Annotated in this window: 21 protein-coding genes and 2 pseudogenes; 13 read left to right on the forward strand and 10 right to left on the reverse strand. The window is 70.3% G+C overall.

The annotated features are described in order from the left end of the window. Positions 1–296: 296 nt before the first annotated feature. A complete protein-coding gene (locus ACZ3H8_RS11165; protein ID WP_467400167.1) occupies positions 297–1,382 on the reverse strand; it encodes an amidohydrolase family protein in 1,086 nt (361 codons plus the stop codon). A 409-nt stretch (positions 1,383–1,791) separates the two neighbouring features. Here ACZ3H8_RS11165 and ectA point away from each other — a divergent pair, with 409 nt between their 5' ends. From ectA to thpD, 4 genes are read left to right on the forward strand one after another with little or no spacing between them, the layout of a single operon-like run. Further along, the gene (gene ectA, locus ACZ3H8_RS11170) at positions 1,792–2,328 is read left to right on the forward strand and encodes a diaminobutyrate acetyltransferase (RefSeq protein ID WP_307664259.1); all 537 of its coding nucleotides are present in this window, start codon (positions 1,792–1,794) and stop codon (positions 2,326–2,328) included. Positions 2,329–2,351: 23 nt separating this feature from the next. Further along, on the forward strand, positions 2,352–3,620 hold the full coding sequence (gene ectB, locus ACZ3H8_RS11175; RefSeq protein ID WP_467400170.1) for a diaminobutyrate--2-oxoglutarate transaminase: 1,269 nt from the start codon (positions 2,352–2,354) through the stop codon (positions 3,618–3,620). Between the two features lie 58 nt (positions 3,621–3,678). Next, positions 3,679–4,077 carry an ectoine synthase gene (locus ACZ3H8_RS11180; protein ID WP_307664257.1) on the forward strand — a complete coding sequence of 133 codons (399 nt, stop codon included), beginning with the start codon at positions 3,679–3,681 and terminating at the stop codon, positions 4,075–4,077. A gap of 3 nt (positions 4,078–4,080) precedes the next feature. Next, positions 4,081–4,977 carry an ectoine hydroxylase gene (thpD, locus tag ACZ3H8_RS11185; protein WP_467400173.1) on the forward strand — a complete coding sequence of 299 codons (897 nt, stop codon included), beginning with the start codon at positions 4,081–4,083 and terminating at the stop codon, positions 4,975–4,977. A 69-nt stretch (positions 4,978–5,046) separates the two neighbouring features. On the opposite strand, the gene ACZ3H8_RS11190 is transcribed toward thpD, so the two are convergent. After that, positions 5,047–6,114, reverse strand: coding sequence for an alkene reductase (locus ACZ3H8_RS11190; protein ID WP_356227998.1), 1,068 nt, complete (start codon positions 6,112–6,114; stop codon positions 5,047–5,049). A gap of 137 nt (positions 6,115–6,251) precedes the next feature. On the opposite strand from ACZ3H8_RS11190, the gene ACZ3H8_RS11195 reads away from it, so the two are divergent. The 3 genes from ACZ3H8_RS11195 to ACZ3H8_RS11205 all read left to right on the forward strand — a co-directional run bounded on the left by ACZ3H8_RS11195 (position 6,252) and on the right by ACZ3H8_RS11205 (position 11,564). Further along, on the forward strand, positions 6,252–6,755 hold the full coding sequence (locus ACZ3H8_RS11195; RefSeq protein WP_398988200.1) for a MarR family winged helix-turn-helix transcriptional regulator: 504 nt from the start codon (positions 6,252–6,254) through the stop codon (positions 6,753–6,755). 88 nt (positions 6,756–6,843) lie between these two features. Next, positions 6,844–7,194, forward strand: a complete 351-nt coding sequence (locus ACZ3H8_RS11200) for a CU044_2847 family protein (protein WP_467400176.1) — start codon at positions 6,844–6,846, stop codon at positions 7,192–7,194. 11 nt (positions 7,195–7,205) lie between these two features. Beyond that, entirely contained in the window at positions 7,206–11,564 is a 4,359-nt protein-coding gene (locus tag ACZ3H8_RS11205) for an nSTAND1 domain-containing NTPase (RefSeq protein ID WP_467400178.1), read from the forward strand. 71 nt (positions 11,565–11,635) lie between these two features. On the opposite strand, the gene ACZ3H8_RS11210 is transcribed toward ACZ3H8_RS11205, so the two are convergent. From ACZ3H8_RS11210 to ACZ3H8_RS11225, 4 genes and pseudogenes are all read right to left on the reverse strand, one after another. Continuing rightward, entirely contained in the window at positions 11,636–12,112 is a 477-nt protein-coding gene (locus ACZ3H8_RS11210) for a GNAT family N-acetyltransferase (RefSeq protein WP_467400179.1), read from the reverse strand. A 9-nt stretch (positions 12,113–12,121) separates the two neighbouring features. Next, positions 12,122–13,210 (reverse strand): aminotransferase class V-fold PLP-dependent enzyme, encoded by a 1,089-nt coding sequence (locus ACZ3H8_RS11215; protein ID WP_467400182.1) that lies wholly within the window; start codon positions 13,208–13,210, stop codon positions 12,122–12,124. Positions 13,211–13,297: 87 nt separating this feature from the next. Next, positions 13,298–14,009, reverse strand: a pseudogene (locus tag ACZ3H8_RS11220) (DsbA family oxidoreductase). Between the two features lie 148 nt (positions 14,010–14,157). Then, positions 14,158–15,042 (reverse strand): annotated as a pseudogene (locus ACZ3H8_RS11225) (RpnC/YadD family protein). A 341-nt stretch (positions 15,043–15,383) separates the two neighbouring features. Between ACZ3H8_RS11225 and ACZ3H8_RS11230 the strand changes: the two are divergent. After that, positions 15,384–16,484 carry a pentapeptide repeat-containing protein gene (locus ACZ3H8_RS11230; protein ID WP_467401266.1) on the forward strand — a complete coding sequence of 367 codons (1,101 nt, stop codon included), beginning with the start codon at positions 15,384–15,386 and terminating at the stop codon, positions 16,482–16,484. A 13-nt stretch (positions 16,485–16,497) separates the two neighbouring features. Here the strand turns inward: ACZ3H8_RS11230 and ACZ3H8_RS11235 are convergent, their stop codons facing one another. Both ACZ3H8_RS11235 and ACZ3H8_RS11240 read right to left on the reverse strand, forming a co-directional pair. Next, a complete protein-coding gene (locus ACZ3H8_RS11235; protein WP_467400184.1) occupies positions 16,498–16,968 on the reverse strand; it encodes a GNAT family N-acetyltransferase in 471 nt (156 codons plus the stop codon). Then, positions 16,965–17,993 carry an AraC family transcriptional regulator gene (locus tag ACZ3H8_RS11240; RefSeq protein ID WP_467400187.1) on the reverse strand — a complete coding sequence of 343 codons (1,029 nt, stop codon included), beginning with the start codon at positions 17,991–17,993 and terminating at the stop codon, positions 16,965–16,967. The genes ACZ3H8_RS11235 and ACZ3H8_RS11240 overlap by 4 nt, the downstream gene beginning before the upstream one ends. Before the next feature lie 95 nt (positions 17,994–18,088). On the opposite strand from ACZ3H8_RS11240, the gene ACZ3H8_RS11245 reads away from it, so the two are divergent. Further along, positions 18,089–19,087, forward strand: coding sequence for a zinc-dependent alcohol dehydrogenase family protein (locus ACZ3H8_RS11245; RefSeq protein WP_467400189.1), 999 nt, complete (start codon positions 18,089–18,091; stop codon positions 19,085–19,087). 42 nt (positions 19,088–19,129) lie between these two features. On the opposite strand, the gene ACZ3H8_RS11250 is transcribed toward ACZ3H8_RS11245, so the two are convergent. After that, complete coding sequence (locus ACZ3H8_RS11250) at positions 19,130–19,744, reverse strand: DUF1349 domain-containing protein (RefSeq protein WP_467400191.1); 615 nt, start codon at positions 19,742–19,744, stop codon at positions 19,130–19,132. 5 nt (positions 19,745–19,749) lie between these two features. After that, positions 19,750–21,288 (reverse strand): aldehyde dehydrogenase (NADP(+)), encoded by a 1,539-nt coding sequence (locus tag ACZ3H8_RS11255; protein ID WP_467400194.1) that lies wholly within the window; start codon positions 21,286–21,288, stop codon positions 19,750–19,752. Between the two features lie 130 nt (positions 21,289–21,418). On the opposite strand from ACZ3H8_RS11255, the gene ACZ3H8_RS11260 reads away from it, so the two are divergent. The 4 genes from ACZ3H8_RS11260 to ACZ3H8_RS11275 all read left to right on the forward strand — a co-directional run bounded on the left by ACZ3H8_RS11260 (position 21,419) and on the right by ACZ3H8_RS11275 (position 25,207). Then, positions 21,419–22,189: an IclR family transcriptional regulator gene (locus tag ACZ3H8_RS11260; protein ID WP_398988188.1), complete on the forward strand. Its 771-nt coding sequence runs from the start codon at positions 21,419–21,421 to the stop codon at positions 22,187–22,189. A gap of 128 nt (positions 22,190–22,317) precedes the next feature. Then, a complete protein-coding gene (locus ACZ3H8_RS11265) occupies positions 22,318–23,316 on the forward strand; it encodes a hypothetical protein (protein ID WP_467400196.1) in 999 nt (332 codons plus the stop codon). Then, on the forward strand, positions 23,313–24,554 hold the full coding sequence (locus ACZ3H8_RS11270; protein ID WP_467400199.1) for a sensor histidine kinase: 1,242 nt from the start codon (positions 23,313–23,315) through the stop codon (positions 24,552–24,554). Before ACZ3H8_RS11265 ends, ACZ3H8_RS11270 begins: the two co-directional genes overlap by 4 nt. After that, positions 24,551–25,207: a response regulator transcription factor gene (locus ACZ3H8_RS11275; RefSeq protein WP_467400201.1), complete on the forward strand. Its 657-nt coding sequence runs from the start codon at positions 24,551–24,553 to the stop codon at positions 25,205–25,207. The genes ACZ3H8_RS11270 and ACZ3H8_RS11275 overlap by 4 nt, the downstream gene beginning before the upstream one ends. Positions 25,208–25,245 lie beyond the last annotated feature (38 nt).

Here is a 25,245-nt window from a genome sequence, read left to right on the forward strand (position 1 = left end):
CCCCACAGGAGACATGGCGTCGCCGACCGCCCCACGGGGACGCGTGGGCGGCGGCGACCAAGACACCGGAATCCTGTACGCACTGAGAGTGAACTGACAGACACCTGGCGCGAGTTCACCCCAAAGTGGGGTTTCCGTGCCGTTATTCGATTCTTGAGGTACGGATGTTCCCCTGAGCCACGCGTGTCACGGCGACAGGGTGGTGCGCCGGTCGACCCCGCGGGATCGCGCGTGGAGTGCTTCCACCAGCGTTTCCGGCCCTGGGGCACGCTCGGTCAGCACGGCGGTGGTGTCCGTCAGCCGATCACCCGGCCGTTCAGGATCACCCGCCGCGGCCCCGCCAGCGCCCTGACGTCGGCCCGCGGATCCTCGTCGTACACCACGAGATCCGCCGGTGCGCCCTCCTCGAGCACCGGGCGGCCCAGCCACTGGCGCGCCCCCCAGGCCGTCGCCGACAGGGCCTGCAGCGGCGGGATGCCGGCCTTCACCAACTCGGCCACCTCGGCCGCCACCAGGCCGTGCGCCAGCGAGCCGCCCGCGTCCGTGCCGACGAAAATGGGCACACCCGCGTCGTACGCCGCGCGCACCGTGTCGTAGCGGCGCTGGTACAGCCGCCGCATATGGGCGGACCAGACAGGGAACTTGGCCTCGCCGCCCGCCGCGAGGTCCGGGAACGTGGCGATATTGACCAGCGTCGGCACGATCGCGACACCCCGCTCCGCGAACAGCGGGATGGTGTCCTCGGTGAGCCCGGTGGCGTGCTCGATGCAGTCGATGCCCGCCTCGACCAGGTCCCTCAGCGCTGCCTCGGCGAAACAGTGGGCGGTCACCCGCGCGCCCAGCCGGTGCGCCTCGGCGATCGCCGCCTCGACCGCGCCGCGCGGCCAGCAGGCGGTCAGATCCCCGGCGTCCCGGTCGATCCAGTCGCCGACGAGCTTGACCCAGCCGTCGCCGCGCCGGGCCTCCTGGGCGACGTACGCGACGAGGTCGTCGGGCTCGATCTCATGGGCGAAGTTGCGGATGTAGCGGCGGGTGCGCGCGATGTGACGGCCCGCCCTGATGATCTTCGGCAGGTCTTCCCTGTCGTCGATCCAGCGGGTGTCGGACGGTGATCCCGCGTCCCGGATGAGCAGCGTGCCCGCGTCCCGGTCGGTGAGGGCCTGCTTCTCACTGGTCGCCTCGTCGACCGCGCCGTGGTGGTCGAGCCCGACATGGCAGTGCGCGTCGACCAGGCCGGGGAGCGCCCAGCCCTGGACTGTGACGGCCTCGGCGAGGGGCCGGTCGTAGGAGATCCGGCCGTCCACCACCCACAGTTCGTCCCGCGCCTCCTCGGGCCCGACGAGCACCCGCCCCTTCACATGCAGCACTGTGTGATCGCTCATATCGAGCACTGTACGAGGCGCCGTGGGGGCAGCCCGCCGGGCGGTCACCGGGGCCTTCCGGCGACGGTGAACAGCATTTCTCCTGGTATCAAAGTCGGCGTTAATTAAAAATGCGTGAAGATGCTTTATTCCAGCCAGCTTCCCGTATTCTTCTGCCCCCGTTCCGCGATCCTAAACGCCAAGATTTCGATAGGATCGAACGGCGTAATTCGGACGGGTCTCGTTGCCGTTACGGATATGTGACCGACCCCACAGGGTGCCCGATTAGCCCCTTATTTACGGCACAAATCGCCCGAAATCGCTGGTCGGCAGCACTAGCGCCCGCGCCCGCGCGATAACACAAAGAGGCGCTCCACCCAACCCCTTCCCTCAGTGCATTTTCAGAATTAGCTCGGTAAATTGCCTCGGCATGACCGCCGCACAAGAAGACCTTGTACGAGCCAACCCCCCGAACGAATTCCCGGAGATCGACACCCCCCGAGTGGAGGACGGAGCCGCGATCTGGCGCATCGCCCGCGACTCCGAGGTCCTGGACCTCAACTCCTCGTACAGCTATCTGCTGTGGTGTCGCGACTTCGCAGCCACCTCGCTGGTGGCGCGCGGCCGTGACGGTGAGCCGATCGCTTTCGTCACCGGCTATGTGCGCCCCGACCGCCCGGAGGCCCTGGTCGTCTGGCAGGTCGCAGTCGACCACGCGCACCGCGGCCGGAGGCTCGCCGGTGTGCTGCTCGACGCGCTGACCGCCAAGGTCACGGACGAGCGCGGGGTGCGCGAGGTCGAGACGACCATCACCCCCGACAACACCGCGTCCGACCGGCTGTTCACCTCGTACGCCAAACGCCACGGGGCGCCACTCGCGCGTGAAGTCCTGTTCGACGGCGGGCTGTTCCCCGAAGGAACGCACCAGCCGGAAGTGCTGTACCGCATCGGCCCCTTCTCCGCCTGACCCCCCACATCTGGAGACTTGCTGTGACCATCACCCCGCCCGCCCTGAGTGTCTTCGAGACCCTGGAGTCGGAGGTGCGCAGCTACTGCCGCGGTTGGCCCGCTGTGTTCGACCGTGCGCAGGGCAGCTACCTCCACGACGAGGACGGACACACCTACCTCGACTTCTTCGCCGGCGCCGGATCGCTCAACTACGGGCACAACAACCCGGTGCTCAAGCGCGCGCTGATCGACTACATAGAGCGCGACGGCATCACGCACGGCCTGGACATGGCGACCACCGCCAAGCGCGCGTTCCTGGAGACGTTCCAGAACGTGATCCTGCGGCCGCGCGACCTTCCGTACAAGGTCATGTTCCCTGGCCCGACCGGCACCAACGCGGTCGAGTCGGCGCTCAAACTGGCCCGCAAGGTGAAGGGGCGCGAGTCCGTCGTCTCGTTCACCAACGCCTTCCACGGCATGTCGCTCGGCTCGCTCGCCGTCACCGGCAACGCCTTCAAGCGGGCCGGCGCCGGCATCCCGCTGGTGCACGGCACACCGATGCCGTTCGACAACTACTTCGACGGCCAGGTCCCCGACTTCCTCTGGTTCGAGCGCCTCCTCGAGGACCAGGGCTCCGGCCTCAACAAGCCGGCCGCCGTGATCGTCGAGACCGTGCAGGGCGAGGGCGGCATCAATGTGGCCCGCGCCGAGTGGCTGCGCGCGCTCCAGGACCTGTGCCACCGCCAGGACATGCTGCTGATCGTCGACGACATCCAGATGGGCTGCGGCCGCACCGGCGGCTTCTTCTCCTTCGAGGAGGCGGGCATCACGCCGGACATCGTCACTCTGTCGAAGTCGATCAGCGGCTACGGACTGCCCATGGCGCTCTGCCTGTTCAAGCCGGAGCTGGACATCTGGGAGCCGGGCGAGCACAACGGCACGTTCCGCGGCAACAACCCCGCCTTCGTCACCGCCGCCGCCGCGCTCGACACCTACTGGGCCGACGGCCAGATGGAGAAGCAGACCCTCGCGCGCGGCGAGCAGGTCGAGCAGGCACTGCTGGCCATCGTCGGCGAGAGCGGCGAGCCGGGCGTGAGCTTCCGTGGCCGCGGTCTGGTGTGGGGCCTGGAGTTCGAGGACAAGACGCGCGCCTCGGCGATCTGCGCCCGCGCCTTCGAGCTGGGGCTGCTCCTTGAGACCTCCGGCCCGGAGAGCGAGGTGGTCAAGCTGCTGCCCGCGCTCACCGTCTCCTCCGAGGAGCTCGACGAGGGTCTGCGCATCCTGGCCCGCTCCGTCCGCGAGACGGCCTGACACCCCGTACCAACCCCCGCAGGAACCCGGCGGGGAAGAGGAAAGGCAACAACTCACCGTGATTGTCCGATCGTTCAAGGACATCGAGAACACCGACCGCCATGTGAAGGCGGCGTCCGGGACCTGGGAGAGCAAGCGCATCGTGCTCGCCAAGGAGAAGGTCGGCTTCTCGCTCCACGAGACCGTGCTGTACGCGGGTACGGAGACGTCGATGTGGTACGCGAACCACATCGAGGCCGTGCTCTGCGTGGAGGGCGAGGCCGAACTCACCAACGACGAGACCGGCGAGACGCACTGGATCGAGCCCGGCACGATGTATCTGCTGGACGGCCATGAGCGCCACACCATGCGTCCCAAGACCGATTTCCGCTGTGTCTGCGTCTTCAACCCGCCCGTCACCGGACGGGAGGACCACGACGAGAACGGCATCTATCCGCTGCTCACCGAGGAGGGCTGATCCATGACCACCGCCGCTGTACGCACCGACCTGTACCCGACTCGTGGCGTGAACGAGGTGACGACCCCGCGCCAGGACCCGGTGGTCTGGTCGGCACACGGCGCGCCGGGGCCGATCGCCCCCTCCGGGCTGATGGAGTTCGAGCGCGACGGCTTCCTCACCGTCGACGAGCTGATCTCGCAGGACGAAGTCGCGCTCTACCGCACCGAGCTGGACCGGCTGATCGCCGATCCCGCCGTACGGGCCGACGAGCGCTCGATCATCGAGCCGAAGTCTCAGGACGTGCGCTCGGTCTTCGAGGTGCACAGGCTCAGCGAGATCTTCGCCTCTCTGGTGCGCGACGAGCGGGTGGTGGGCAGGGCCCGGCAGATCCTCGGCTCGGACGTGTACGTCCACCAGTCCCGTATCAATGTGAAGCCGGGCTTCGGCGCCTCGGGCTTCTACTGGCACTCGGACTTCGAGACCTGGCACGCCGAGGACGGTCTGCCGAACATGCGCACCGTCTCGGTCTCGATCGCGCTGACTGAGAACCGCGACACCAACGGCGGGCTGATGATCATGCCCGGGTCGCACAAGACGTTCCTGGGGTGCGCGGGCGAGACACCGCAGGACAACTACAAGAAGTCGCTGCAGATGCAGGACGCGGGCACGCCCTCGGACGCGGCGCTGACGCGGTTCGCCGACCGGCACGGCATCCGGCTGTTCACCGGCAGGGCGGGGTCCGCAACCTGGTTCGACTGCAACTGTATGCACGGCTCCGGGGACAACATCACCCCGTACCCGCGCAGCAATGTCTTCATCGTCTTCAACAGCGTGGAGAACGCGGCGGTCAAGCCCTTCGCGGCGCCGGTGCCCAGGCCGTCGTTCATCGGGGCGCGGGACTTCACGCCGGTGCGCTAGCCCGTCCTGTCACGAATGGGCCGGGCGCCCCTCACGGAGAGGGGCGCCCGGCCCTTTCGTACAACCGCCTTACAGGGCCGGGTAGTCGATGTAGCCCTTGTCGTCACCGCCGAAGAACGTGGCCGTGTCCGGGGTGTTGTACGGGCCTTCGGCCTTGAGCCTGACGGGCAGGTCCGGGTTGGCCAGGAACAGCGAGCCGAAGGCGAGGATGTCGGCGATACCGTCCTCGATCAGCTCCAGCGCCCTGTGGTCGGTCGGCCCCTCGGTCGCCGGATTGAGGATGAACGTGCCGCTGAACTGCTTGCGCAGCGCGAGCGTCACGTCCCTGAGCCCCGGGACCATCTCGACGATGTGCAGATAGCCGAGGCCCAGCGGCTCCAGCTCCCTGACCAGCGCGGGGTAGACCGTCTCCGGGTCGGTCTCGGCGATGTCGTTGTACGGGTTGCCGGGAGAGATCCGCAGTCCGGTCCGCTCGGCACCGATCGCCGCGGCCACGGCCTGCGTCACCTCGACGGCGAAGCGGATGCGGTTCTCGACGGAGCCGCCCCACTCGTCGGTGCGCAGGTTGGTGTTGGGGGCGAGGAACTGGTGGATGAGGTAGCCGTTGGCGCCGTGCAGCTCGACGCCGTCGAATCCGGCCTCGATGGCGTTGCGGGACGCCTCGACGAACTCGCCGACGACGGCGCGTACTTCGTCGCCGGACAGCTCGCGCGGGGCGATGAAGTCCTTGGGACCCTCGTGCGTGAAGAGCTGACCCGCGGCGGCGACGGCGGACGGGGCCACGCTCACCTGGCCGTCCGGGAACAGCACCGGGTGGCCGATGCGTCCGGCGTGCATGATCTGGGCGAAGATCTTCCCGCCCTTGGCGTGCACGGCGTCGGTGACCTTGCGCCAGGCGGCCACCTGCTCGGCGCTGTGCAGGCCGGGGGTGTCCGGGTAGCCCTGGCCGACGACCGAGGGCTGGATGCCCTCGGTGATGATCAGGCCTGCCGAGGCGCGCTGGCCGTAGTACTCGACGGTGGAGTCGGTGACTGTGAGGCCCTCGCCGTGCGCCCTGCTACGGGTCATCGGCGCCATGGCGATCCGGTTGCCGAGCTGTGTGCCGGACAGGTCGATCGGGTCGAATGCAGTGGTCATGAAAAGCTCCCCAGAATTTATGTGGTCGGCCAAGTAATCGCGCCGAGTGCCACTGTAGACCATTAATTGGCCGACCAAGGTAAAGTTTTTGGGGACACTGTTCACCAGACAGTCGCCACCCCTCCCGAGGAGGCCCGATGAAGCCCGAGACCGCGGCCGACCCGGTCTGTACCGAGCCGCTGCCGAGCTCCGCGCTGGCCGGGCCCGTCAGCCATGCCGTCTCCCGGGTCGCCCGGCTGCACCGTATGGCGGCGGGCAAGCTGCTCAGGGGAGCCGGCCTCTACCCGGGGCAGGAGTTCGTGATGATGCACCTGTGGGACGCGGGCCCGGTGCGCCAGTCCGAGCTGATCAAGGCCGTCGAGCTCGACCCCTCCACGGTGACGAAGATGCTCCAGCGTCTGGAGCAGGCCGGACACGTCCGCCGCTGCCCCGACCCGGGCGACCGGCGCGCGGTGCTCGTCGAGGCCACGGAGGAGAGCTGCGCACTGCACTCCGCGGTGGAGGCGGCCTGGGCGGATCTGGAGGAGCACACGCTCGCGGGGCTCGACCCGGACGAGCGCAGGGAGCTGACCCGGCTGCTCGGGAAGGTCGAGGAGAACCTCTGCGTCCAGACGGCGGACTGCCCCGGCCTTCGGGCGTAATGGCATGGCGGGGTTTCGCCGCGAACTCGGCGTGGACGTAGGCGAGTTCGCATAATCTGACGAGACCACGGGGAAGGGGGAGCCGAACATGGCGTACGCCGGAGAGATACGGCTGACAGACGGCAGCGGCGTGTGGGTGGAGATCGCCGACGGGGAATCCGGCGGTGTGAACCGCGTCGGCCGGGCGGCATCCTTGGCGCGGGCCACGTCCGAGACGTTGCAGGACGCCATGAGCCATGTGCGGCCGGCACTCGACGTCATAGCGGAGGGCCTGCGCGGCATGGCCCATGTGCCCGAGACCGTGCGCGTGGACTTCGGTATCAAGCTGTCCGCCGAGGCTGGAGTGGTCGTGGCCAAGGCGGCCTCGGAGGCCAACTTCACGGTGAGCGTGGAATGGCGGCCACGGGACGGGGCAGGACCGGCCTCCAGCCCGGCGTAACAGGCATCACCATGGCAGCGGTCCATGAGGAAGAGGTACTGGCGCGCTCCCTCGTCCGCGTCCGCTCCCGCTCCGGCGAAGTGGTCGGAGCGGGGTTTCTGGTCGATACGGACGTCGTGTGCACCTGCGCCCACGTCGTCGCGCAGGCAGCGGGACTGTCCACGACCCCCGCGGAGGCTCCGCAGGACACGGTGCTGCTGGAGTTCCCACTGCTGCGGGACGACTCCGGAGCCGTACCCGGCGGCCGCTCCACGGTGGTCGCCTGGCGGCAGATCAACGACGACGACACCGGAGATGTCGCGCTGATGCGACTGGAGCGGCCGGTGCCCGGTACCCGTCCCGTGCCGCTCGTGGACGGTACCCAGGTATGGGATCACGCGTTCCGGGTCATGGGCTTCCCCCAGGGTGCCGAGCACGGGGTGTGGGCCTCGGGTACGCTCCGCGGTCGCCAGGGCGCGGGCTGGCTGCAGATGGAGACGGCTGCCCCGGGGCAGCGGATCTCCCCCGGATTCAGCGGGTCCCCGGTGTGGGACGACGCGCAGGGCGGTGTCGTCGGAATGACGGTGGCGGTCCAGCGGGGCACCGACTCGACCACCGCGTACCTGACTCCGTCCGCCTCGCTCGTCGACGAGCGCATCCTGCGTCCACGCTGCCCGTTCCGTGGGCTGGCCCCTTTCACGGAAGCCGACGCGGGCGTGTTCCACGGACGGGAGGAGGAGACGGAGCGCCTGCGGGCCGCCGTCGGCCGGCATCCGCTGACCCTTGTGGTCGGTCCTTCCGGCTGCGGCAAGTCCTCACTGATCCGCGCCGGCCTGCTGCCCCGGCTCCAGGCCGCCGGTATGACGGTGTCCGAGTTACGCGCGGTCCCGGGGGTGAGTCCGGCCGCGGTCGTGGCCCGTACCGTGGTACCCGTACTGGAACCCGGACTCGGTGAGGTCAACCGCCTGCGTACGGCCGCGGAGTTGGCCGAGCTGCTGTCCGCCCGGCAGCAGGGCGCCGAACCCGCCACCGGACCGCTCGACGAGCTGTCGGCCGAGCTGCGATCCCGCATCCTCGCCCACGCGGGCGAGGGCGGACATGTGCTCTTCGTGGACCAGTTGGAGGAGTACGCCGGCGCCGACCCGTCCGCCGCCCGTGAACTCCTGCGGCTCCTCACGTCCCTCGGCTCGGGGCAGGACCCCGGAGCGGAGCCGGCGCTGCGCGTGGTCGCCACCGCCCGCCCGGAGTCGCTCGACACCCTCGTGACGCCCGGGACCGCTGACGTACTGAGTGGCGCGACCCAGTTCCTGGCCCCGCTCTCCTCCCAGGGACTCCACCGGGCGGTCACCGCCCCCGTCGAGGCGGTTCCCGGCCTGTGGTTCGAAGCAGGCCTGCCCGAACGAATCGTCGCCGACGCCGCGGACGAGCCCGGGCGGATGCCGCTGGTGGAATTCGTCCTGACCCGGCTGTGGGAGCGGCGGGACCGTGCGATGCTCACGCACGCCGCCTACGACGGCCTGGGGGGCGTCGCCGGGGCACTGGTCGGCTACGCCGAGGAGTCCCTGCGTACCCACCTCGCCGCCGACGAGGACTTCCTTGCCCGGCGGCTGTTCGCGCAGATGACACGCCCTGACGACAGCGGAGGCTTCTCGCGCCGACCGGCACAAGTGGCCGACCTCGACCCCGCCCTGCAGTCACTCGCCCGGCGGCTGAGCCCGACCAAACTGGTGGTCCTGGGCCGCGCGCCCGACGGCGGCGAGATCGTCGACCTGGCCCATGAGGCGCTGGCCACGCTGTGGCCGCGGCTGAACCAGTGGCTGGTCGATTCCCGGGACTTCCGGTTGTGGCAGGAGCAACTGCGCCGCGACATCCGGCGCTGGCAGGACCAGGGAAGAGAGCCGGGCGCGCTCCTGCGCGGCAGCATCCGGGCCACGGCTTCGGACTGGCTGGAGCGGCGGCCCGAGGACATCGCCGACGCCGAGAGCGCGTACATCCGGCAGAGCAACCACCACCACCGGCGCAGCGCCCGGCGCTGGCGCATGCTGGCAGCAGTCCTCACCGTGCTGACACTGCTGGCGGCAGGCCTGGCGGTGAGCGTCCTGGAGAGCAACAGGCAGGTCGAAGCGCAGCTCCAGACCCAGGCGTCGCGGCTGCTCGCCGACATCTCGGACCGGCATGCGGTCAACGAGCCGGCCCTGTCGATCCAGTTGGCCCTCGCCGCCTGGCAGACCGATCCGACACCCGAGGCGTATGCAGCGCTGCTGCGCCAGTACGCACGCGGACAACGGCTGACGGGCAGCCATCCCGGGCTGTGGCCGGGCCGCTTCCAGGGCATGAGGACCACGGCGGACGGCGGGACCATGGTGGTGCATTCGGTCGGGGACAAGGGCGAGCTCACGTTCACGGTGATCACGGGTCTCCTGGAGAACCGCCTTCGGCAGCACCGGCTCCGCGAAGTCCCGGAAGGCGTACAGGAAACCAGCAGGAGTGCCCTGAGCCCGGACGGCCGCAGCTACGCCCTGGCGGGGGCGGACGGCAGAGTGTGGATATGGGACCTCACCGCCGATGGGGAACCTCGCGTTCTCGGGTCCGAGGACGCGAAGGGTCGCAAGGTGAACGGCGCCGCACTGGACTACAGCAGCGACGGGCGACGTCTGCTGCGGATGCTCAAATTCTTCGACGGGTCCGGGGCTACCGGCGCCCGCGACCGCCACGCGGCGATCTCCGCGTGGGACCTCCCCTCCGGCCGGCGCGTGGCGACCGCCCCGGGCCTGGTGCCCGGCGAGCCGGTGGATGTCGCGTTCACGGCCGACGCCGGCCAGGTCGTCTTCACGGTCAGCTCCGGGGCCGTCGGGCGGCGAGCCGTGATTCGCGACCTGGTGACCGGCCGCGACATCCGTGCCTTCACCGAGGCGTCCGGAGTCACGGTGATCGCCGGAGGCGGCGAGTTGATCGTCGAAGAGCAAGGAGCCTCCGGCGCGGAAAGGGCCGCTCGCGCCCTTCCGGCGAGCCCGGATCGGGGCCGTACGGTGCCCCTGCCCCCGACGGCCGGCGTGCTCGACATGACCGACGCGACGGGCGAGTTCGCTGTCCTCGCCGAGTCATCCACGAAGGGTGCCTACCTCGAACTCACCCTGATCGAGCTGCGCACCGGTAAGGCCTACCGGACCAGGACGCCCCCGAGCGGGCTCTCCGACGCCCCCCAGACCGGATCTGACGTCGCGGTGGTACCGGCCGCGGGTGGCAACGTCACCGTCATCATCCCCACGGTGGACGCACTGCTGACCGCCGTGGCCGTCCCGGTGGACGGGAAGTTGTGGCCCCGCGTGGCCGACGTGTCGGCAGAAGGGGCTCTGTCGCCCGACGGCAAGTATGTCGCGCGGGCCGGACGCACGTTCCTGGAGGTCGTCACGACCACCCACGGCAGTCGCGAACAGGTGCCTTGGGCTCTCGAAACGCAGCCAAAGCCGCTGTGGACAGCCGATTCGCAGTGGGTCGTACTGGAGCGGCCCGACGGCGGGCTGTCGGCATTCGCGGCACGCAACCCCCGCAGACGCGTCGACTTCTCATGGGAGGACGGGGACGGGACAGCCAGGAGGAAGGGCGTGGAGGCAGTCGCGCCGGTGCAGGGCAGTGAGGTCGCGGTACTCACCACCGACGGCAGGCTGATGCTGGTCGACGCCTCCACGGGGAGGCGGATCGGACCGCCCATCCAGGTGGAACGGAAGACCGAGCAGCAGACAACCAACCCCTTAACGGCGTTCGGCCAGTTGCGCACCCGCCCTGGACATCCGTATGAGATGGCGGTGGTGACGAGCGCCGGGACGAAGACTGGGACGGTGGAAGTGTGGAACGTGCGCACCGGCACCCGCCTCCATACCCTGACCGTGGGCGAGCTTGAACCCGTCTTCGTACTGACGCGACCGGCCGGCCTGCTGTTCACCCCGGACGGAAAGCACCTGATGTCGGCCAACGACGACGGCTTTCTGCGCCGGTGGGACGTGGACCGGGGTGTCGTGGTCGGACGTCCGCTGGCCGCCACCGGCACCGACGTCTTCGAGCTCGTCGCCTTCGGTGTGAACGACACCCTGATCACCTACGGGGGCAAGGAGGCCGAGCTGCAGTTCTGGGACCTCCGCAGCGGGCTGCTGCTCGCCGGCCACCCCGCGACGGCGGTCTGGGGCATCGTGGTGCGCGACGAACGGCTGATGATCGCCGGTGAGGGCTGGTATCAGGAACTGGACCTGCGCCCGAAGGCCATGGTGAAAGCCCTGTGTAAAGGGGTGGGCCGGGACTTCACGGCAACCGAACGCGAACTCCTGCCCTCAGGCGCGCTGCGGACCCCGCCATGTAAGAGGAGCCACCGCGCAACCGAGGACCTGGACTTCTGAGGTCAGGAGTTCTGTTCCCATATACGGCGAGGCTTTCGAGGGCCGCGCCCCTGGCATCCGGTCCGATGCTCTCAGAGCCCGGTCAGATCCAGCTCGCCGACGACCTGCTCGCCGCTCTTCTCCCCGGTCAGGCAGAAGCCGAGCCCCAGATAGAACTGCTCGGGTCCGTGCTCCCCCAGCCCCCAGGTCGTCGTCACACGCGTCTGCCCACGCCTACGGACTTCCTCGCACACAGACTCCACGGCGAAGCGGCCGTACCCACGGCCCTGTTGACCGGCAGCGATGTTCAGCCGCCAGAGGCCACTGCGGGGCGTGTCGTCCGGGTTGTCCGGGTCGAAACGGACCATGAAGAAGGCCATCACGAAACCGACGAGCAGCTCGCCGTCGAAGATCAATCGGGGCCAGGCGATCTCGGGTTGCACATACGCCTCGGCGAGTGACCGCGCGACCGGGGCCACGAACTCCTCCTGCTCAGGCCGCACTTTCAACCGGCACGCGTCGAGAACGCTGTCCGGTGTGACCTTGTCCAGGCGAAGTGACGAAGACATCCCGACACCCTATCGACCGCCTCCGGGACGGGCGGTGCCGCTCTCGTCGGCGTCGGCGAGGCGGTCCAGCACCCGTTCAACATCGGCTGCGGAGTTGTACAGATGGAACGCGGCCCGCAGGTTGCCCGCGCGATCGGACACGACGATCCCCACGCGGGCCAGTTCCGGCACGCGGTCCCCGAGCCCGGGTACGGCGACGATCGCCGAGTCGCCCGGGAGCGGCTCGTACCCCAGATCCGTAAGCCCCGCCCTGAACTGCCGGGCGAGCGCGGTGTCATGGGCGTGCACCGCCTCGATCCCGATCTCCTCCAACAGCGCCAGGGACTGTTCGGCCGCGTGGTAGGCGAGGAAGGACGGGGGCTCGTCGTAGCGGCGGGCCGAGCGTGCGAGTTCCTCGATCGGGCCGTACATCTTCTCGGTCTCGGCGGCGAAGGGTCCGGCGTGCAGGGGCGGCACCGACTCCTGCGCCTCCTCCGTCACGGTGAGGAAGGAGACACCGCGCGGGCAGAGCAGGAACTTGAATCCGCCGGTGACCGTGAAGTCCCAGGCGCCCGCTTCCAGCGGCAGCCAGCCCGCGGACTGGCTGGTGTCGAGAAGCGTACGGGCCCCGTGCGCGGCCGCCGCCGCCCGCACCGCCGCCAGATCGGCGACCCGGCCGTCGGCGGACTGCACCGCGGAGAAGGCCACCAGGGCGGTGCCCGGCCGTACCGCGTCGGCGAGCGCGTCCAGCGGCGCGTAGCGCAGCTTGAGATCGCCGCGCACGGTGAAGGGCGTGACGACGGAGGAGAACTCGCCCTCCGGGAACAGGACCTCCGCGCCGGGCGGCAGCGAGGCCGCGATCAGCCCCACATGCACCGCGACCGAGCCTCCGGCGGCGACCCGGTCCTCGTCCACGCCGCTGAGCCGGGCGAAGGACCGGCGGGCGGCGTTCATCGCGGAGTAGTCCCCGGCGCCACCGGGTCGCCCGGCGGCCAGCTCGTCAGCGAGCGTCTTCACCGCCCGGACCGCCCGCCGCGGCAGCCGCCCGCAGCTCGCAGTGTTCAGATACGTCGTCCCGGGCGCGAACTCGGCGCCGGCCAGCGTGCGAAGGGTCTCCATGGGATCACCCTCCGACGCCCCGCGGCTGTGGTCAATCACGAATTGCTGCGGGGCACCGTTCAGCTGTGGTCAACGGTCGGTGTGCCGTCAGGACGCGGTCTGCGGGACCTCGCAGGAACCGTCGGCGTCACAGGCGGCGGCGTCGGTGCCGATCGGGGTGATCGCCCGGCCCTGCCAGGCCTGCTCCAGCGCCTGCGTGAAGTTCGGCGGGCTGGCCGCCGGAGACCCCGTAGCGGCGGTCGAGTACGAAGAAGGGCACCCCGGTCGCGCCGAGCTCGGCGGCCTCGCGCTCGTCGGCCCGCACGTCGTCGGCGTACGCCGTCTCGTCGGCGAGGACCGCCCGGGCCTCGTCCGCGTCCAGACCGGCCTCGACCGCGAGCGTGATCAGTACGTCGCGGTCGAAGACGGACCGCCCGTCGGCGAAGTTCGCCCGGTAGGCGAGGTCCAGCAGCTGGTCCTGGCGGCCACGGGCCTTGGCCAGGTGCAGCAGCCGGTGGATGTCGAAGGTGTTCCCGTGATCACGGCCCTCGGTCCGGTACTCGAGCCCCTCGGAGTGGGCATTGGAGGCGACGTGCTCCTCCATGGCCCGGGCCTCGTCGAGGGTGCGGCCGTACTTCTTCGCCAGCATCTCGACCACGGGAGCGGTGTCGTGCTTGGCCCGGCTCGGGTCGAGCTCGAAGGAGCGGTGGACCACCTCGATCTCGTCGCGGTGGGCGAAGGCCGCGAGTCCCTTCTCGAAGCGTGCCTTGCCGATGTAGCACCAGGGGCAGGCGATGTCGCTCCAGATCTCGACGCGCATCTTCTTCATCACTCCAGGGTCGTACGGTGCGGAGGCCACCTCCGCCAAGAGGTGAACGCGCACCGGGACCGGCGCATTCCGGCCCTGACATCAGGGCCGGTCGCATGAGCGGTCGGCCCTGGCCAATTTGCGCCTCGCCGGGGCAGGACTATTCCTCTGCGAAGATCTCCTCTGCGCAGGATGCGGTGATCGCCCGGGCGAGCCACTGCCGCAGGATCTCGGGATCGCCGCAGCTGGTGATGCGTTCGCGGGTGTCGACGGGAACGGCGATGTCGCGCTGCTCGAGCAGGAGCAGGATGCTCTGCGCGATGCCCTGGGCGCGGCCTTCCGCGCGGCCTTCGTCTCGGATCTCTTCCGAGAGGGGTGAGGTGTAGAAGGAGAGGTCCACGGCCACCAGGTCCTCCAGTGTTGTGCGGCCGGGAGTCTGCCCAGGCCTTGTGCTGTGAGTTCGACGATGGGGTCTGCGATGGTTTCCGGCGTGTCCCGCAGTGCGGTGGACAGTGCTTTGAGTATGGCACCGATGTCCGGATCCGCGGCGTGTGTGATGGCGGACAGGGTGGCGAGTGCCAGGTCCTTCCGGGCCTCGGCCGTGTTGGTGATCCGCGGCATGTTGTGAGGGCCTGCGACGAGGGGGGGGCAGGGTGAGGGCGGGCCACTGGGGCGGGCCGATGTGGGTGGTGCGGGAGGCCCATTCGGCGGTGGTGCGGTCCTGGCAGACGACCAGCAGGAGGGGATGGAGTTGGTACTTCGTGTGCAGGTAGGACAGGTAGTAGGCCCAGCTGGCGGGTTTGGCCGGGTCCTTCTTGCCCTGGGCTTCGACTGCGAGGAGGAGCGAGTCGCCGTCTTCGGTATCGAGTCGTAACAGGGTGTCGACGCGGCGTTCGACCGGCCGTGCCTCGGTGAGATCGGTGGGCAGGACGGTGACCGAGGTGGGTGGGGCGAAGGTGACGCCCAGCACTTCGGAGACCCGGCAGAAGAGTCCGGGGTACTCCTGGAAGATGCGGTGCATCGCCTCGTGAGGTGAGCTGACCATGCGGGTCCTTGTCGATACGGGGTGGTGCGAGTCGTGCGGTGGAGGTGCCAATGGCACATGCAGATGGCGACTCTCGTGGCGAGCGTAAGAAGGCAAGGCGGTCTTGGTGAGGGGAAGTTGAGGCAATTCACTCGCAGGAGTGTGCGTGTTCGATGTGCCTGGCCTCGGCTACGTCGGCACGAGGTCCGTACAGGTAGGGCGCTCGGACCCAGCGGTCGTGTGGGCGGGCCGCATGCGCACACGGACGGGTGTTCCGCCCTGCTCTAGGATCAGGTTCTTGTCGATCCGGGGGAGTTATGCGAAGGCGTCTGGACCGAAGGGCTCGGCTGCATGCCGTGACGATGGTCGGGGCGAGCGCGGCGGGGCTGGCCCTGCTGGCGGTGGTGGTGTTGCTCCTGCCGGGCCTCGTGGTTGATCACGACCTGGCAGGCGCGAGCATTGCGCCGAAGGATCGGCTGGGCGCGGTGAACAACGTCCGGACCACGCTGCTGCAAGCCGTAGGCGGCATAGCGATCTTCGTCGGAGCGTACGTGACCTGGCGTCAATTGCGGGTAAGCCAAGAGGGGTTGAACGCGACGCGGGAAGGGCAGATCACCGACCGCTTCGGGCAGGCGGTGGAGCAGACCGGGAGCGACAAGCTCGACGTGCGCATCGGCGGCCTGTACGCGCTGTGGCGGGTGGCGGACCACTCCGACCGGGACCGTGAAGCGGTCATCGCCATCATGGCTGCGTTCATCCGGACCCATCTGCCCTGGCCGGGAGCGGAAACGGGATCGCACGCGCCTGCGGCGGATGCGCCGATCAATTCCGTTCTGCCGTTGGAGACGCGGACTCCGGATGCTCAGGTGGCGCTGACCTGCCTGGGAGTCCTGTGTGAGGGTCGCCGGCCCGAATGGCTCAGCCTCATTGCCACCGACCTTCGGCGGGCCGACTGCGACGGGCTGCATCTGCAGGGAGTCATCCTCGACCGGGCCTGCCTGGAGGCGGCAAGCATCTTCCGCGTTGATCTGACCCGGGCGTCACTGGCCGGAGCCGTCCTCAGACACGCCGAGCTGGCGACATCAATTCTCCGGTTCTCCCGGTGTGTTGCCGCCGATCTGCGGGGAGCGCGGCTTGTCGAAACGGACCTGGAGGGTGCCGATTTCACCGGTGCGGACCTGCGGGAAGCCGATCTGGGCAACGCCCGGGCAGCCAACGCCTCGTTCCGTCAGGCGGATCTCTCGATGGCTGATCTGCGCGGAGCCGATCTGAGCACCGCGGATCTGCGGGAGGCGCGGCTGGAGGGAGCCCGAGCGAGTGCTCGTACTCTCTGGCCGGCCGGCATCGACGCCTCACAGGTCGGCGTCACCATGGCCGAGGATCGGGAAGACGAGGATCCGTCCTTCGCTCTGTCCGGCTTTACGCTGCGAACAGATCTTCCGCCGTTGCGCTCGTATCCGTAACTGCTTACAGGAATCAGGCGCGCGGCACCGCGAAGCGCAGCACCAGGTGGTTCCCCGCGCGCGGCTCGTCCGGGTCCGGGAGCCAGCCATGGTGGGCGTAGAAGGACTGGGCGCGCGTGTTGTGTTCGAAGACCTCCAGGCGGGCCGTGTTCACGCCCGCGCGCTGCCAGGCCTCGACGCAGGCGGCGTGCAGGGCGGTGCCGATGCCGTCGCGCCAGCGCTTCGGGGCGACGTGGAGCTGGGTGAGGGTCATGACACCGTCCACCTCGCGGGAGACTGCGACCCCCGCTACCACCCTGTCCCGTACGGCGCACAGCACCGCTCCCCGCTCGATCGACGTGGCCCAGCCTGCGCGGGTGCGGGCGTGCTCGGCGGGGCTGTCGAAGGCCTCGTCGGGGATGTGGCCGCGGTAGTAGGTCGCGCGCGCCTCGGCGTGCAGGGTGGCGATGGCGTCCAGGTCCTCAGGCGTGGCGGTTCTGATCATGCTGGTGGGGACGCGGCGGAGCCTGGCCTAGGTTCCAGCCGGCCCGTGCAGGTCCTGTACCGGGATTCCGGCGTCACCGCGCTTCCGGTACGGGTAGTGGAGGAGGCTTGGCCGGCCCGCCTTCGGTACTGGCCCGGTGCCATCCCGTACTCCCGCTTGAACGCCTTGGCGAAGGCGAACTCCGATGCGTAGCCCGCCCGGTGGGCCACCGTGCGCAGCGGGGCGTCGTCCTCCCGCAGCAGGCGGCCCGCCGTCGTCATGCGCCACCAGGTCAGATACGCGAGCGGGGGCTGGCCGACCAGCGTGGTGAAGCGGCGGGCGAAGGCGGCCCGAGAGAGTCCGGCGCGGCGGCCCAGTTCCTCGACCGTCCAGGGGTCGGCCGGGTCGCCGTGGATGGCTTGCAGTGCGGCGGTGATGCCCCGGTCGCGCAGCGCCGCCGCCCAGCCGCCCGGGGCGTCGGGGCGCTCCGTCAGCCACCAGGTGCGCAGCAGGTAGAGCAGGAGTGTGTCGAGCAGCGCGGGTACGACCGCGTCGGAGCCGGGCTGCGGGTTCTCCAGTTCCGCGCCGAGGAGTTCGACCGCCGCGCGCACCGAGGCGTACTTGCCGATTCGGGCCGGCAGATGGATCACGTCCGGCAGCTCGGTGAGCAGCGGATGGGCCCGCGCCCTGCTCAACTGGTAGGCGCCGCACAGGAGAAGGTTCTCGGGCCGCCCGTCGGCGGGTCCGGGGTGCGGGACGGGCGGCCAGGTGCCGTCCGGTTCGATCTCGACGTCGCGCAGCGGGGTTGCGGGGTCGTCGGCGAGGCCGTGGCCGTAGCCGTGGGCCATGAAGACCACGTCCCCGGGGCCGAGCAGCACCGGCGGGGCGTCGTCCGGCAGCAGCCAGGCCGAGCCCTGGAGCACCACATGGAATCCTGCGCCCTCACTGGCCGGGAAGCGCACGCCCCAGGGGGCATATCTGACGGAGCGCGCCGAGTGGGGGCGTCCCGTGCGCATGGCGGCGATCGCGTCGCTCAGCACGTCCATGACCGCACCGTACCCGACACTGGCAAGACGATCAGGCATGACCGAGAGGCTTTGGGACATGGATCGTCTCGCGGAGCCTGCTTAGCGTCGTACCCATGACAACTACCGTATTGACCAAGGCAGTTCTTTTTCATGAGCTCGGCGGCCCGGAGGTCCTGGGCATCGAGGACGTGGAGCTCCGCGAGCCCGGCCCGGGCGAACTCCGCTTCCGTATCGAGGCGATCGGTCTCAACCGCGCCGAGGCCCTCTTCCGTTCGGGCACGTACTACTACCAGGCCACCCTCCCCGGCTCCCGGCTCGGCTACGAGGCGGCCGGTGTCGTGGAGGCGGTCGGCGAGGGCGTGAGCGAGTTCGCGCCCGGCGACCCGGTGATGACCGCGGCCAACTTCGACTTCGGGGTGCACGGCGTGTACGCGGAACGGGCCGTGATGCCCGTGGAGTCGGTGGTCCACCGCCCCGAGGGCGTGGACGCGGTGAGAGCGGCGGCGGTCTGGCTGACGTACTCCACCGCGTACGGCGGCATGCTCGAGACCGGCGGCCTCCATGCCGGCGACCATGTGGTGATCACCGGCGCGTCCAGCGGTGTGGGGACGGCGGCGATCCAGATCGCCGTCCGGACCGGCGCGATCCCGATCGCCACCACACGCACCGAGGCCAAGCGCAAGCAGTTGCTCGATCTCGGGGCGGCCCATGTGATCGTCACGGACGAGCAGGACCCTGCGGCCGAGGTCAAGCGGATCACCGGTGGGCGCGGCGCGGACCTGGCCTTCGACGCGATCGGCGGGCCCGGCTTCCGGGCCCTTGGTGACGCCGTCGTGCCGGGCGGAGCGATGGTGCTGTACGGCTGGCTGGACCCGCGCCCGATCGAGCTGTCGATGAACTGGCCGCTGACTGTGCACACCTTCGCCAACAGCGTCCGCGTCCGCACCGCGACCGGCCGCCGCCGCGCCGCGCACTTCATCGGCACAGGTCTGCGCGACGGGTCGCTGAGCCCGGTGATCGCGGACGTCTTCGACGGGCTGGAGCGCGTCGTCGACGGCCACCGGTTGATGGAGTCCAACAGCCACACCGGGAAGATCGTCGTGACGGTCTGAAATCACGGTCTGATCGGTCTGAACGGGCTGAACGGTCTGAAATCAGGAGCCGTCGCGCAGACCCGCCGGCCAGTTCGGGCGGTACTCGATCCGGTCGAAGGTGACCACGCACCCCTCTCCCACCGGTGACTGGGCCATGAACCCGACCAGTGCCGCGCCCGCCTTCTCCTCGTCGCCCAGGGCGAAGATCCGTACGAAGGTCCAGTGTTCGCCGTCCGTCGACGCATGGAAGGCGAATGCCTTGCCGGTGCGGCTGATCCGCAGCCAGGCGCTGTCGCCGTCCACCACGAAGGAGTTGGCGTCGTCGGAGTGGCCGCGGGTGACGACCGTGCAGATGGTGGGCTTGTCCGGGGAGTGCTCCAGGCAGAGCTTGGCCCACTCCCGCTCGCCGACGTGCAGATAGAGCACGCCGGCGTCGAAGGCCGCGGTGAAGCCGACGGTGACCCGCGCGATGAGCTGGAAATCGCCCTCCGGCGCGCCGAGCAGGCGCGGCGCGTCGGAGACGGGGTCCAGGGCTTCGCCCGCGGGCGGCACGAAGAGGTCCTGCCGGGCTCCCGCCCAGCCGGTGAGCGCGCCCTTGTCGTACGACCAGTTGGCCTCAGGGCCGTACGGGCGCAGCGGGAAGGGCAGTTCGGTCAGGTCGATCGGGTCGGTCACGTCGCTCAGCTTCGCCGAGTTTCCCGGCGGCCGTCCACCCGACGCGGCAGACCGAGCGGGTTGTCGTCGCGCAGCTCGGGCGGCAGCAGCGCCTCGGGCGTCGTCTGATACGTGACCGGGCGCAGCCAGCGCTCGATCGCGGTGGCGCCGACCGAGGTGGAGGTGGAGGTGGTGGCCGGGTAGGGGCCGCCGTGGTGCTGGGCGGGGGCGACGGCGACGCCGGTCGGCCAGCCGCCGACGAGCACGCGGCCCGCGAGCGGGGTGAGTTCGGCGAGCAGTTCGGCGCCCCTGCCATCGCCTTCGGCCTCGCCGGAGGAGAGGTGCAGGGTGGCGGTGAGGTTGCCGGGGAGTCGGCCGAGCACCGCGGTGATCTCAGCGTCCGACTCGTAGCGGGCGACGATGGTGACCGGGCCGAAGCACTCTTCGAGCAGCAGGTCGTGCGGCCCTTCTGCGGCCAGCAGCCGTGCCGGTACGGACAGGAAGCCGGCGCTCACGGTGTGCTCGCCGCCCGCGCCGGGGGTGATCGGGGCCTCCACGTCGGGCAGTTCGGCCCGTTCCCGTACGCCCTCGACAAAGGCCGAGCGCATCCGGTGGTCGAGCATCACGCCGGGCTCGGTCTCGCTGACCGCGGCCGTCAGGGACTTGAGCAGCCGGTCGCCCGCGTCGCCCGCCGGGGCCAGGACGAAGCCAGGCTTGGTGCAGAACTGCCCCTCCCCCAGGGTCATCGAGCCCGCGAGCCCGGCCCCGAGCTGCTCGGCCCGCTCCCCGGCGGCCGCCTCGGTGACGACGACGGGGTTGAGCGAGCCGAGTTCGCCGTGGAAGGGGATGGGTGCGGGCCGGGCGGCCGCGGCGTCGAAGAGCGCGCGCCCGCCGCGTACCGAACCGGTGAAGCCCGCGGCCGCCACCAGCGGGTGCCTGACCAGTTCGATGCCCGCCTCGAAGCCGTGCACGAGGATCACGACATCCTCGGGCAGACCGACGCGCTGGGCGGCCCTGCGCAGGACGGACGCGCAGAGTTCCGAGGTCCCGGGGTGGTCGGGGTGCGCCTTGACGACGACCGGGCAGCCGGCCGCGAGGGCGCTGGCGGTGTCGCCGCCGGGCACGGAGAAGGCGAGCGGGAAGTTGCTCGCGGCGTAGACGGCGACGACGCCGAGGGGGATCTTGTAACGGCGCAGATCCGGCCAGGGCGGGGTCCTGGAGCCGTCCTCGTGGTCGATGCGGATGTCGAGGAAGGCACCCTCGTCGACGACCTCGGCAAAGGCGCGCAACTGGGCGGTGGTGCGGGCGAGTTCACCGGTGAGGCGGGTGGGGCCGAGCGCGGTCTCGGCGTCGGCGGCCTCGATGACGTACTCGCTCGCCTCGTCGAGCAGGTCGGCGGCGGTACGGAGCAGGAGCGCGCGTACACTCCGGTCGGCGAGAGCGGGGCGGGCGGCGTGTGCGGCGCGGACCGCGTTGTCGATCTCCTCAACCGTGGACTCGACCGCAACCTGCTCACGCGGGTTCCCGGTTCGGGGGTCGACACTCCAGACTGGTGCTGCTGCCACCGCGGCTTCCTTCCCGGTCTACTGCACCCATCAGGGGTTTTGTTCGGTATTCTGAACAGCGTTCCTGATGGTGAATGTGTGGGGACTCTATTTCCGGGCGTTCTGCGCGGTCAAGAAGGGGCGAAGAGCAATGTCAACTGCGGATTCCGGTGGAGCACAGGTCAAGTCCGCGGTGCGGACGGTGGAATTGCTCGAATACTTCGCCGGGCGCCCCGGCATGCACTCTCTCGCCGCGGTCCAGGAGGCCGTCGGCTACCCCAAGTCCAGCCTCTACATGCTGCTGCGCACCCTGGTCGAGCTCGGCTGGGTGGAGACGGACGCGACGGGCACGCGGTACGGCATCGGCGTACGGGCCCTGCTGGTGGGCACCTCGTACATCGACGGCGACGAGGTCGTGGCGGCCGCCCGGCCCACCCTGGACCGGCTCTCCGACGACACCACGGAAACCATCCACCTCGCGCGCCTCGACGGCACCAATGTCGTCTATCTCGCCACCCGCCAGTCGCAGCACTATCTGCGCCCCTTCACCCGCGTCGGCCGGCGGCTGCCCGCGCACTCCACCTCGCTGGGCAAGGCGCTGCTCGCCACCCACAGCGACGAGCAGGTGCGCAAGATGCTGCCGGAGACCCTGGCGTCGCTGACCGAGCACACCATCACCGACCGCGAGAAGCTCATCGAGGAACTGCATCTGATCCGCGAGCAGGGCTACGCCGTGGACCGCGAGGAGAACACGCTCGGGCTGCGCTGCTTCGGCATCGCGATTCCGTACCGCACGCCGGCGCGGGACGCGATCAGCTGCTCGGTGCCGGTGGCGCGGCTCACCCCCGGCCATGAGCAGATGATCAAGGACGCGCTCTTCGACGCGCGTGACCGGCTGACGCTGGCGACCCGGAGGCTGTGACGCCCGCGGTGCGGAGATCGACGAGCTGGTCCTCACCCTGACCGGCTGACCGGTCTCCGCCGTGCGGCGGAGGAGGATCGTCGCCGCGCGTGATGTGGTCAGGGCGCCCGCCCGGGAGCGTAGGGGACATGACACGGACACCGCTCGTTCCCGCTCCCCAGCCGCTGGATCCCGTAGGACCGGGGCGTGCCCGCACGGTGCTGCGCGCCGTCGCGATCGCCTCCTGCGTCCCGTATCTCTCGCTCAAGGCCGCCTGGATCGCCGGCAGCCGGATCGGCATACCGGAGGGCAGTGCGCTGCTCGACGACCGGGCCCTGATGGCCGTCGCGAACAGTGTCACGGTCCTGATGGACGGCGCCGTCATCGTCCTGGCGCTGCTGCTCACCCAGGGCTGGGGCAGGCGGGTGCCCGGCCGGCTGCTGGCCGCCCCCATGTGGATCGCGGGCGGGCTGCTGCTCCCGATCATGGTCGGCTACCCGGTCCAGCTGCTGGTCGCGGCCTTCACCGGGGCCGAGGCCGATCGCTCCGGGAGCTCGGGGAGTGAGCCCTTCCTCGACGAGTGGGTCTTCGGGGTCGTCTACACAGGCTTCATCGTCCAGGGTCTGGCCCTCGGCACACTCTTCGTGCTGTACGCGAAAGAGCGCTGGGGCCATGTGTGGCGGGGCCGGATCTGGGACCTGCCCACAGCCGCCACCGGTCGGACGCTGAAGGTGACCGCCGTGGCCGCCGCCGTGCTCGGGTTGTTCCCCGCCACGATGCGGCTGCTCTGGGCGTGCGGCGCGACGACCGGCCTCTCCGGCGCGCGGATCGAGCAGCGTACGGCCGACTTCTACGTACTCGAAGGGATCAGCGCCCTTTTCGTGGTCGTCGCCGTGGCCGGACCGCTGCTGCTCGCCTTCCGCCGGGGCCGCGCTCTGTCGCTGAAGACGCCGCTGGCCATGGCCTGGCTGGGCTCGGGCGCGGTGGGCTGTTGGGGAGTCTGGCTGCTGATCGCCGCACTGCTGCCCGGGGCCGAAGAGAGCGAGCGGGCAACGGGGTTGATGGCCCTGACCTACGCTGTCGGCATGATTGTCGGTCTGCTCGTCGCCACCGGCACCGCCTCCTTCCTGCGGCGGCGCGGCGCGTGAAGAGAGTCTTCGGGGCGCTGTTCGGAGGTCGGGCGCGGCTGCGCTGGGTCCATCTGATCCTGGGCGGCGCGCTGTTGACGCCTTACTGGCTTCTCGCCGCCGTCTTCGTCGGACCGATCGCCGGCGCCGACAGCATGTTCGCCGACTCGCTGAGGGTGCAGCTCGGCTCGTACGCCGTTGCCCTGCCGCTCGCCGCGGTGACCGCGCTCTTCCCGCTGACCCGGCCGATGTCGGTGGCGGCCGCGCGGGCGCTGTGCGGGGTGCCCGCCGACCGGTTCGCGGAAGGACCGGCGCGGACGCGGGCGGCGCGGCTGCGGACCTCGGGCTGGTTCACGCTGCACCTGGGCCTGGGCGGGCTGGTCAGCAGTGCCAGCCTGGCGCTGCCGCCGTTCGCGGTGACCGTGATGCTGCTGCCGCTGTTCGCAGGGATACGGGACTGGGTGAAGCTGCCCGGGCATCTCGACCAGGCGTGGTTCCTGGCCCTCGCCCCGTTCGCCGGGGCCGCCATGCTGCTGGGGCTCGCGGCGTGCGCGGCGGGGGCCGGGGCGCTGCTGGCCCGCCAGGCACCGGTGCTGCTCGGGCCGACGCCCGCGGACCGGCTGGCCGCGGCCGAGCGACGGGCCACCGAGCTGGCCGAGCGCAACCGCCTCGCCCGCGAGCTGCACGACTCGGTCGGCCATGCGCTGAGCGCCGTCACCCTGCAGGCGGGCGCGGCCCGCAAGGTGCTGGACAGCGATGTGGAGTTCGTACGGGAGGCGCTGGCCGCGATCGAGGAGACCACGCGGCGCACGGTGGGCGAACTCGACTCCGTACTGGGCCTGTTGCGGCAGGATGACGCCGCCGCGCCGCTCACTTCCGGGCCCGCACTGGACTGCCTGGACGGCTTGCTGTCCCGCAGTGGGGTGCCGGTCTCGCTCACCGCCGACGGCGATCTGGCCGCCGCCCCCGCGGCCGTCTCCCGCGAGGCTTACCGCATCGTCCAGGAAGGGCTGAGCAACGCCCTGCGTCACGCCGGGGCGTCCCCGGTGTCCCTGTGGATCACCCTGCGCGGCGAGGAGTTGGAGATCACGATGGAGAATCCGCTGCCCGACAAGGCACCGGCGGTCCGACCGGGAGGCGGCCGCGGAGTGCGGGGGATCACCGAACGGGCCGCGCTGCTCGGCGGGCATGCGCAGGCCGGTCCTGAAGGCGGGGTGTGGCGGCTGTCCGCCCGGCTCCCGTTGGCGGGCCGCCGATGAGCGCGATCCGGGTGGTCATCGCCGACGACGAGCGGATGGTGCGTACGGCGCTGCGCGTCATCCTGGACGCCGAGCCCGACCTGGAGGTCGTGGGCGAGGCGGCGACCGGCGCGGAGGCGGTGTCGGTGGTGCGTGAGCTGCGCCCCGACGTGGTCCTGATGGATGTACGGATGCCGGAGATCGACGGCATCCGGGCCACCGAGCAGATCCTGGGCACGCTCACCGCCTCGCCGCGCATCGTGGTGGTGACGACGTTCGAGAACGACTCCTATGTGTACGACGCGCTGCGCGCCGGAGCTGCCGGCTTTCTGCTCAAGCGGGCCGCGGCGGAGGATCTCGTCCAGGCGGTCCGGCTGGTGGCCCGCAGCGACTCGCTGCTGTTCCCGTCGGCCGTCCGTTCGCTGGCCGCCGAGTACGGCCGCCGGGAGCCGGCCGCTCCCCCGCCGTGGGCGGCGCGGCTGACCGAGCGCGAGAGAGAGGTGCTGCGGCTGATGGCGACGGGGCTGACGAACGCGGAGATCGCCGGACGGATGGGCGTGGGGCCCGCGACGACGAAGACGCATGTGGCGTCGGTCCTCGCGAAGACGGGCGCCAGGGACCGTACCCAGGCGGTGATCGCGGCGTACGAGTCGGGGTTCATCTCGCCGCGCTGAGACCCCGCCCGCCGGGGCGGCCCGTATGAAGAATTGAA

This window comes from Streptomyces sp. NPDC002868, from assembly GCF_055563295.1.

What these genes read in the sequence shown, in the direction of transcription:
- ACZ3H8_RS11165 (WP_467400167.1), bottom strand. Translation starts at nt 1,382, where the DNA reads ATGAGCGATCACACAGTGCTGCATGTGAAGGGGCGGGTGCTCGTCGGG.
- ectA (WP_307664259.1), top strand. Translation starts at nt 1,792, where the DNA reads ATGACCGCCGCACAAGAAGACCTTGTACGAGCCAACCCCCCGAACGAA.
- thpD (WP_467400173.1), top strand. Translation starts at nt 4,081, where the DNA reads ATGACCACCGCCGCTGTACGCACCGACCTGTACCCGACTCGTGGCGTG.
- ACZ3H8_RS11190 (WP_356227998.1), bottom strand. Translation starts at nt 6,114, where the DNA reads ATGACCACTGCATTCGACCCGATCGACCTGTCCGGCACACAGCTCGGC.
- ACZ3H8_RS11195 (WP_398988200.1), top strand. Translation starts at nt 6,252, where the DNA reads ATGAAGCCCGAGACCGCGGCCGACCCGGTCTGTACCGAGCCGCTGCCG.
- ACZ3H8_RS11200 (WP_467400176.1), top strand. Translation starts at nt 6,844, where the DNA reads ATGGCGTACGCCGGAGAGATACGGCTGACAGACGGCAGCGGCGTGTGG.
- ACZ3H8_RS11205 (WP_467400178.1), top strand. Translation starts at nt 7,206, where the DNA reads ATGGCAGCGGTCCATGAGGAAGAGGTACTGGCGCGCTCCCTCGTCCGC.
- ACZ3H8_RS11210 (WP_467400179.1), bottom strand. Translation starts at nt 12,112, where the DNA reads ATGTCTTCGTCACTTCGCCTGGACAAGGTCACACCGGACAGCGTTCTC.
- ACZ3H8_RS11215 (WP_467400182.1), bottom strand. Translation starts at nt 13,210, where the DNA reads ATGGAGACCCTTCGCACGCTGGCCGGCGCCGAGTTCGCGCCCGGGACG.
- ACZ3H8_RS11230 (WP_467401266.1), top strand. Translation starts at nt 15,384, where the DNA reads ATGGTCGGGGCGAGCGCGGCGGGGCTGGCCCTGCTGGCGGTGGTGGTG.
- ACZ3H8_RS11235 (WP_467400184.1), bottom strand. Translation starts at nt 16,968, where the DNA reads ATGATCAGAACCGCCACGCCTGAGGACCTGGACGCCATCGCCACCCTG.
- ACZ3H8_RS11240 (WP_467400187.1), bottom strand. Translation starts at nt 17,993, where the DNA reads ATGGACGTGCTGAGCGACGCGATCGCCGCCATGCGCACGGGACGCCCC.
- ACZ3H8_RS11245 (WP_467400189.1), top strand. Translation starts at nt 18,089, where the DNA reads ATGACAACTACCGTATTGACCAAGGCAGTTCTTTTTCATGAGCTCGGC.
- ACZ3H8_RS11260 (WP_398988188.1), top strand. Translation starts at nt 21,419, where the DNA reads ATGTCAACTGCGGATTCCGGTGGAGCACAGGTCAAGTCCGCGGTGCGG.
- ACZ3H8_RS11265 (WP_467400196.1), top strand. Translation starts at nt 22,318, where the DNA reads ATGACACGGACACCGCTCGTTCCCGCTCCCCAGCCGCTGGATCCCGTA.
- ACZ3H8_RS11275 (WP_467400201.1), top strand. Translation starts at nt 24,551, where the DNA reads ATGAGCGCGATCCGGGTGGTCATCGCCGACGACGAGCGGATGGTGCGT.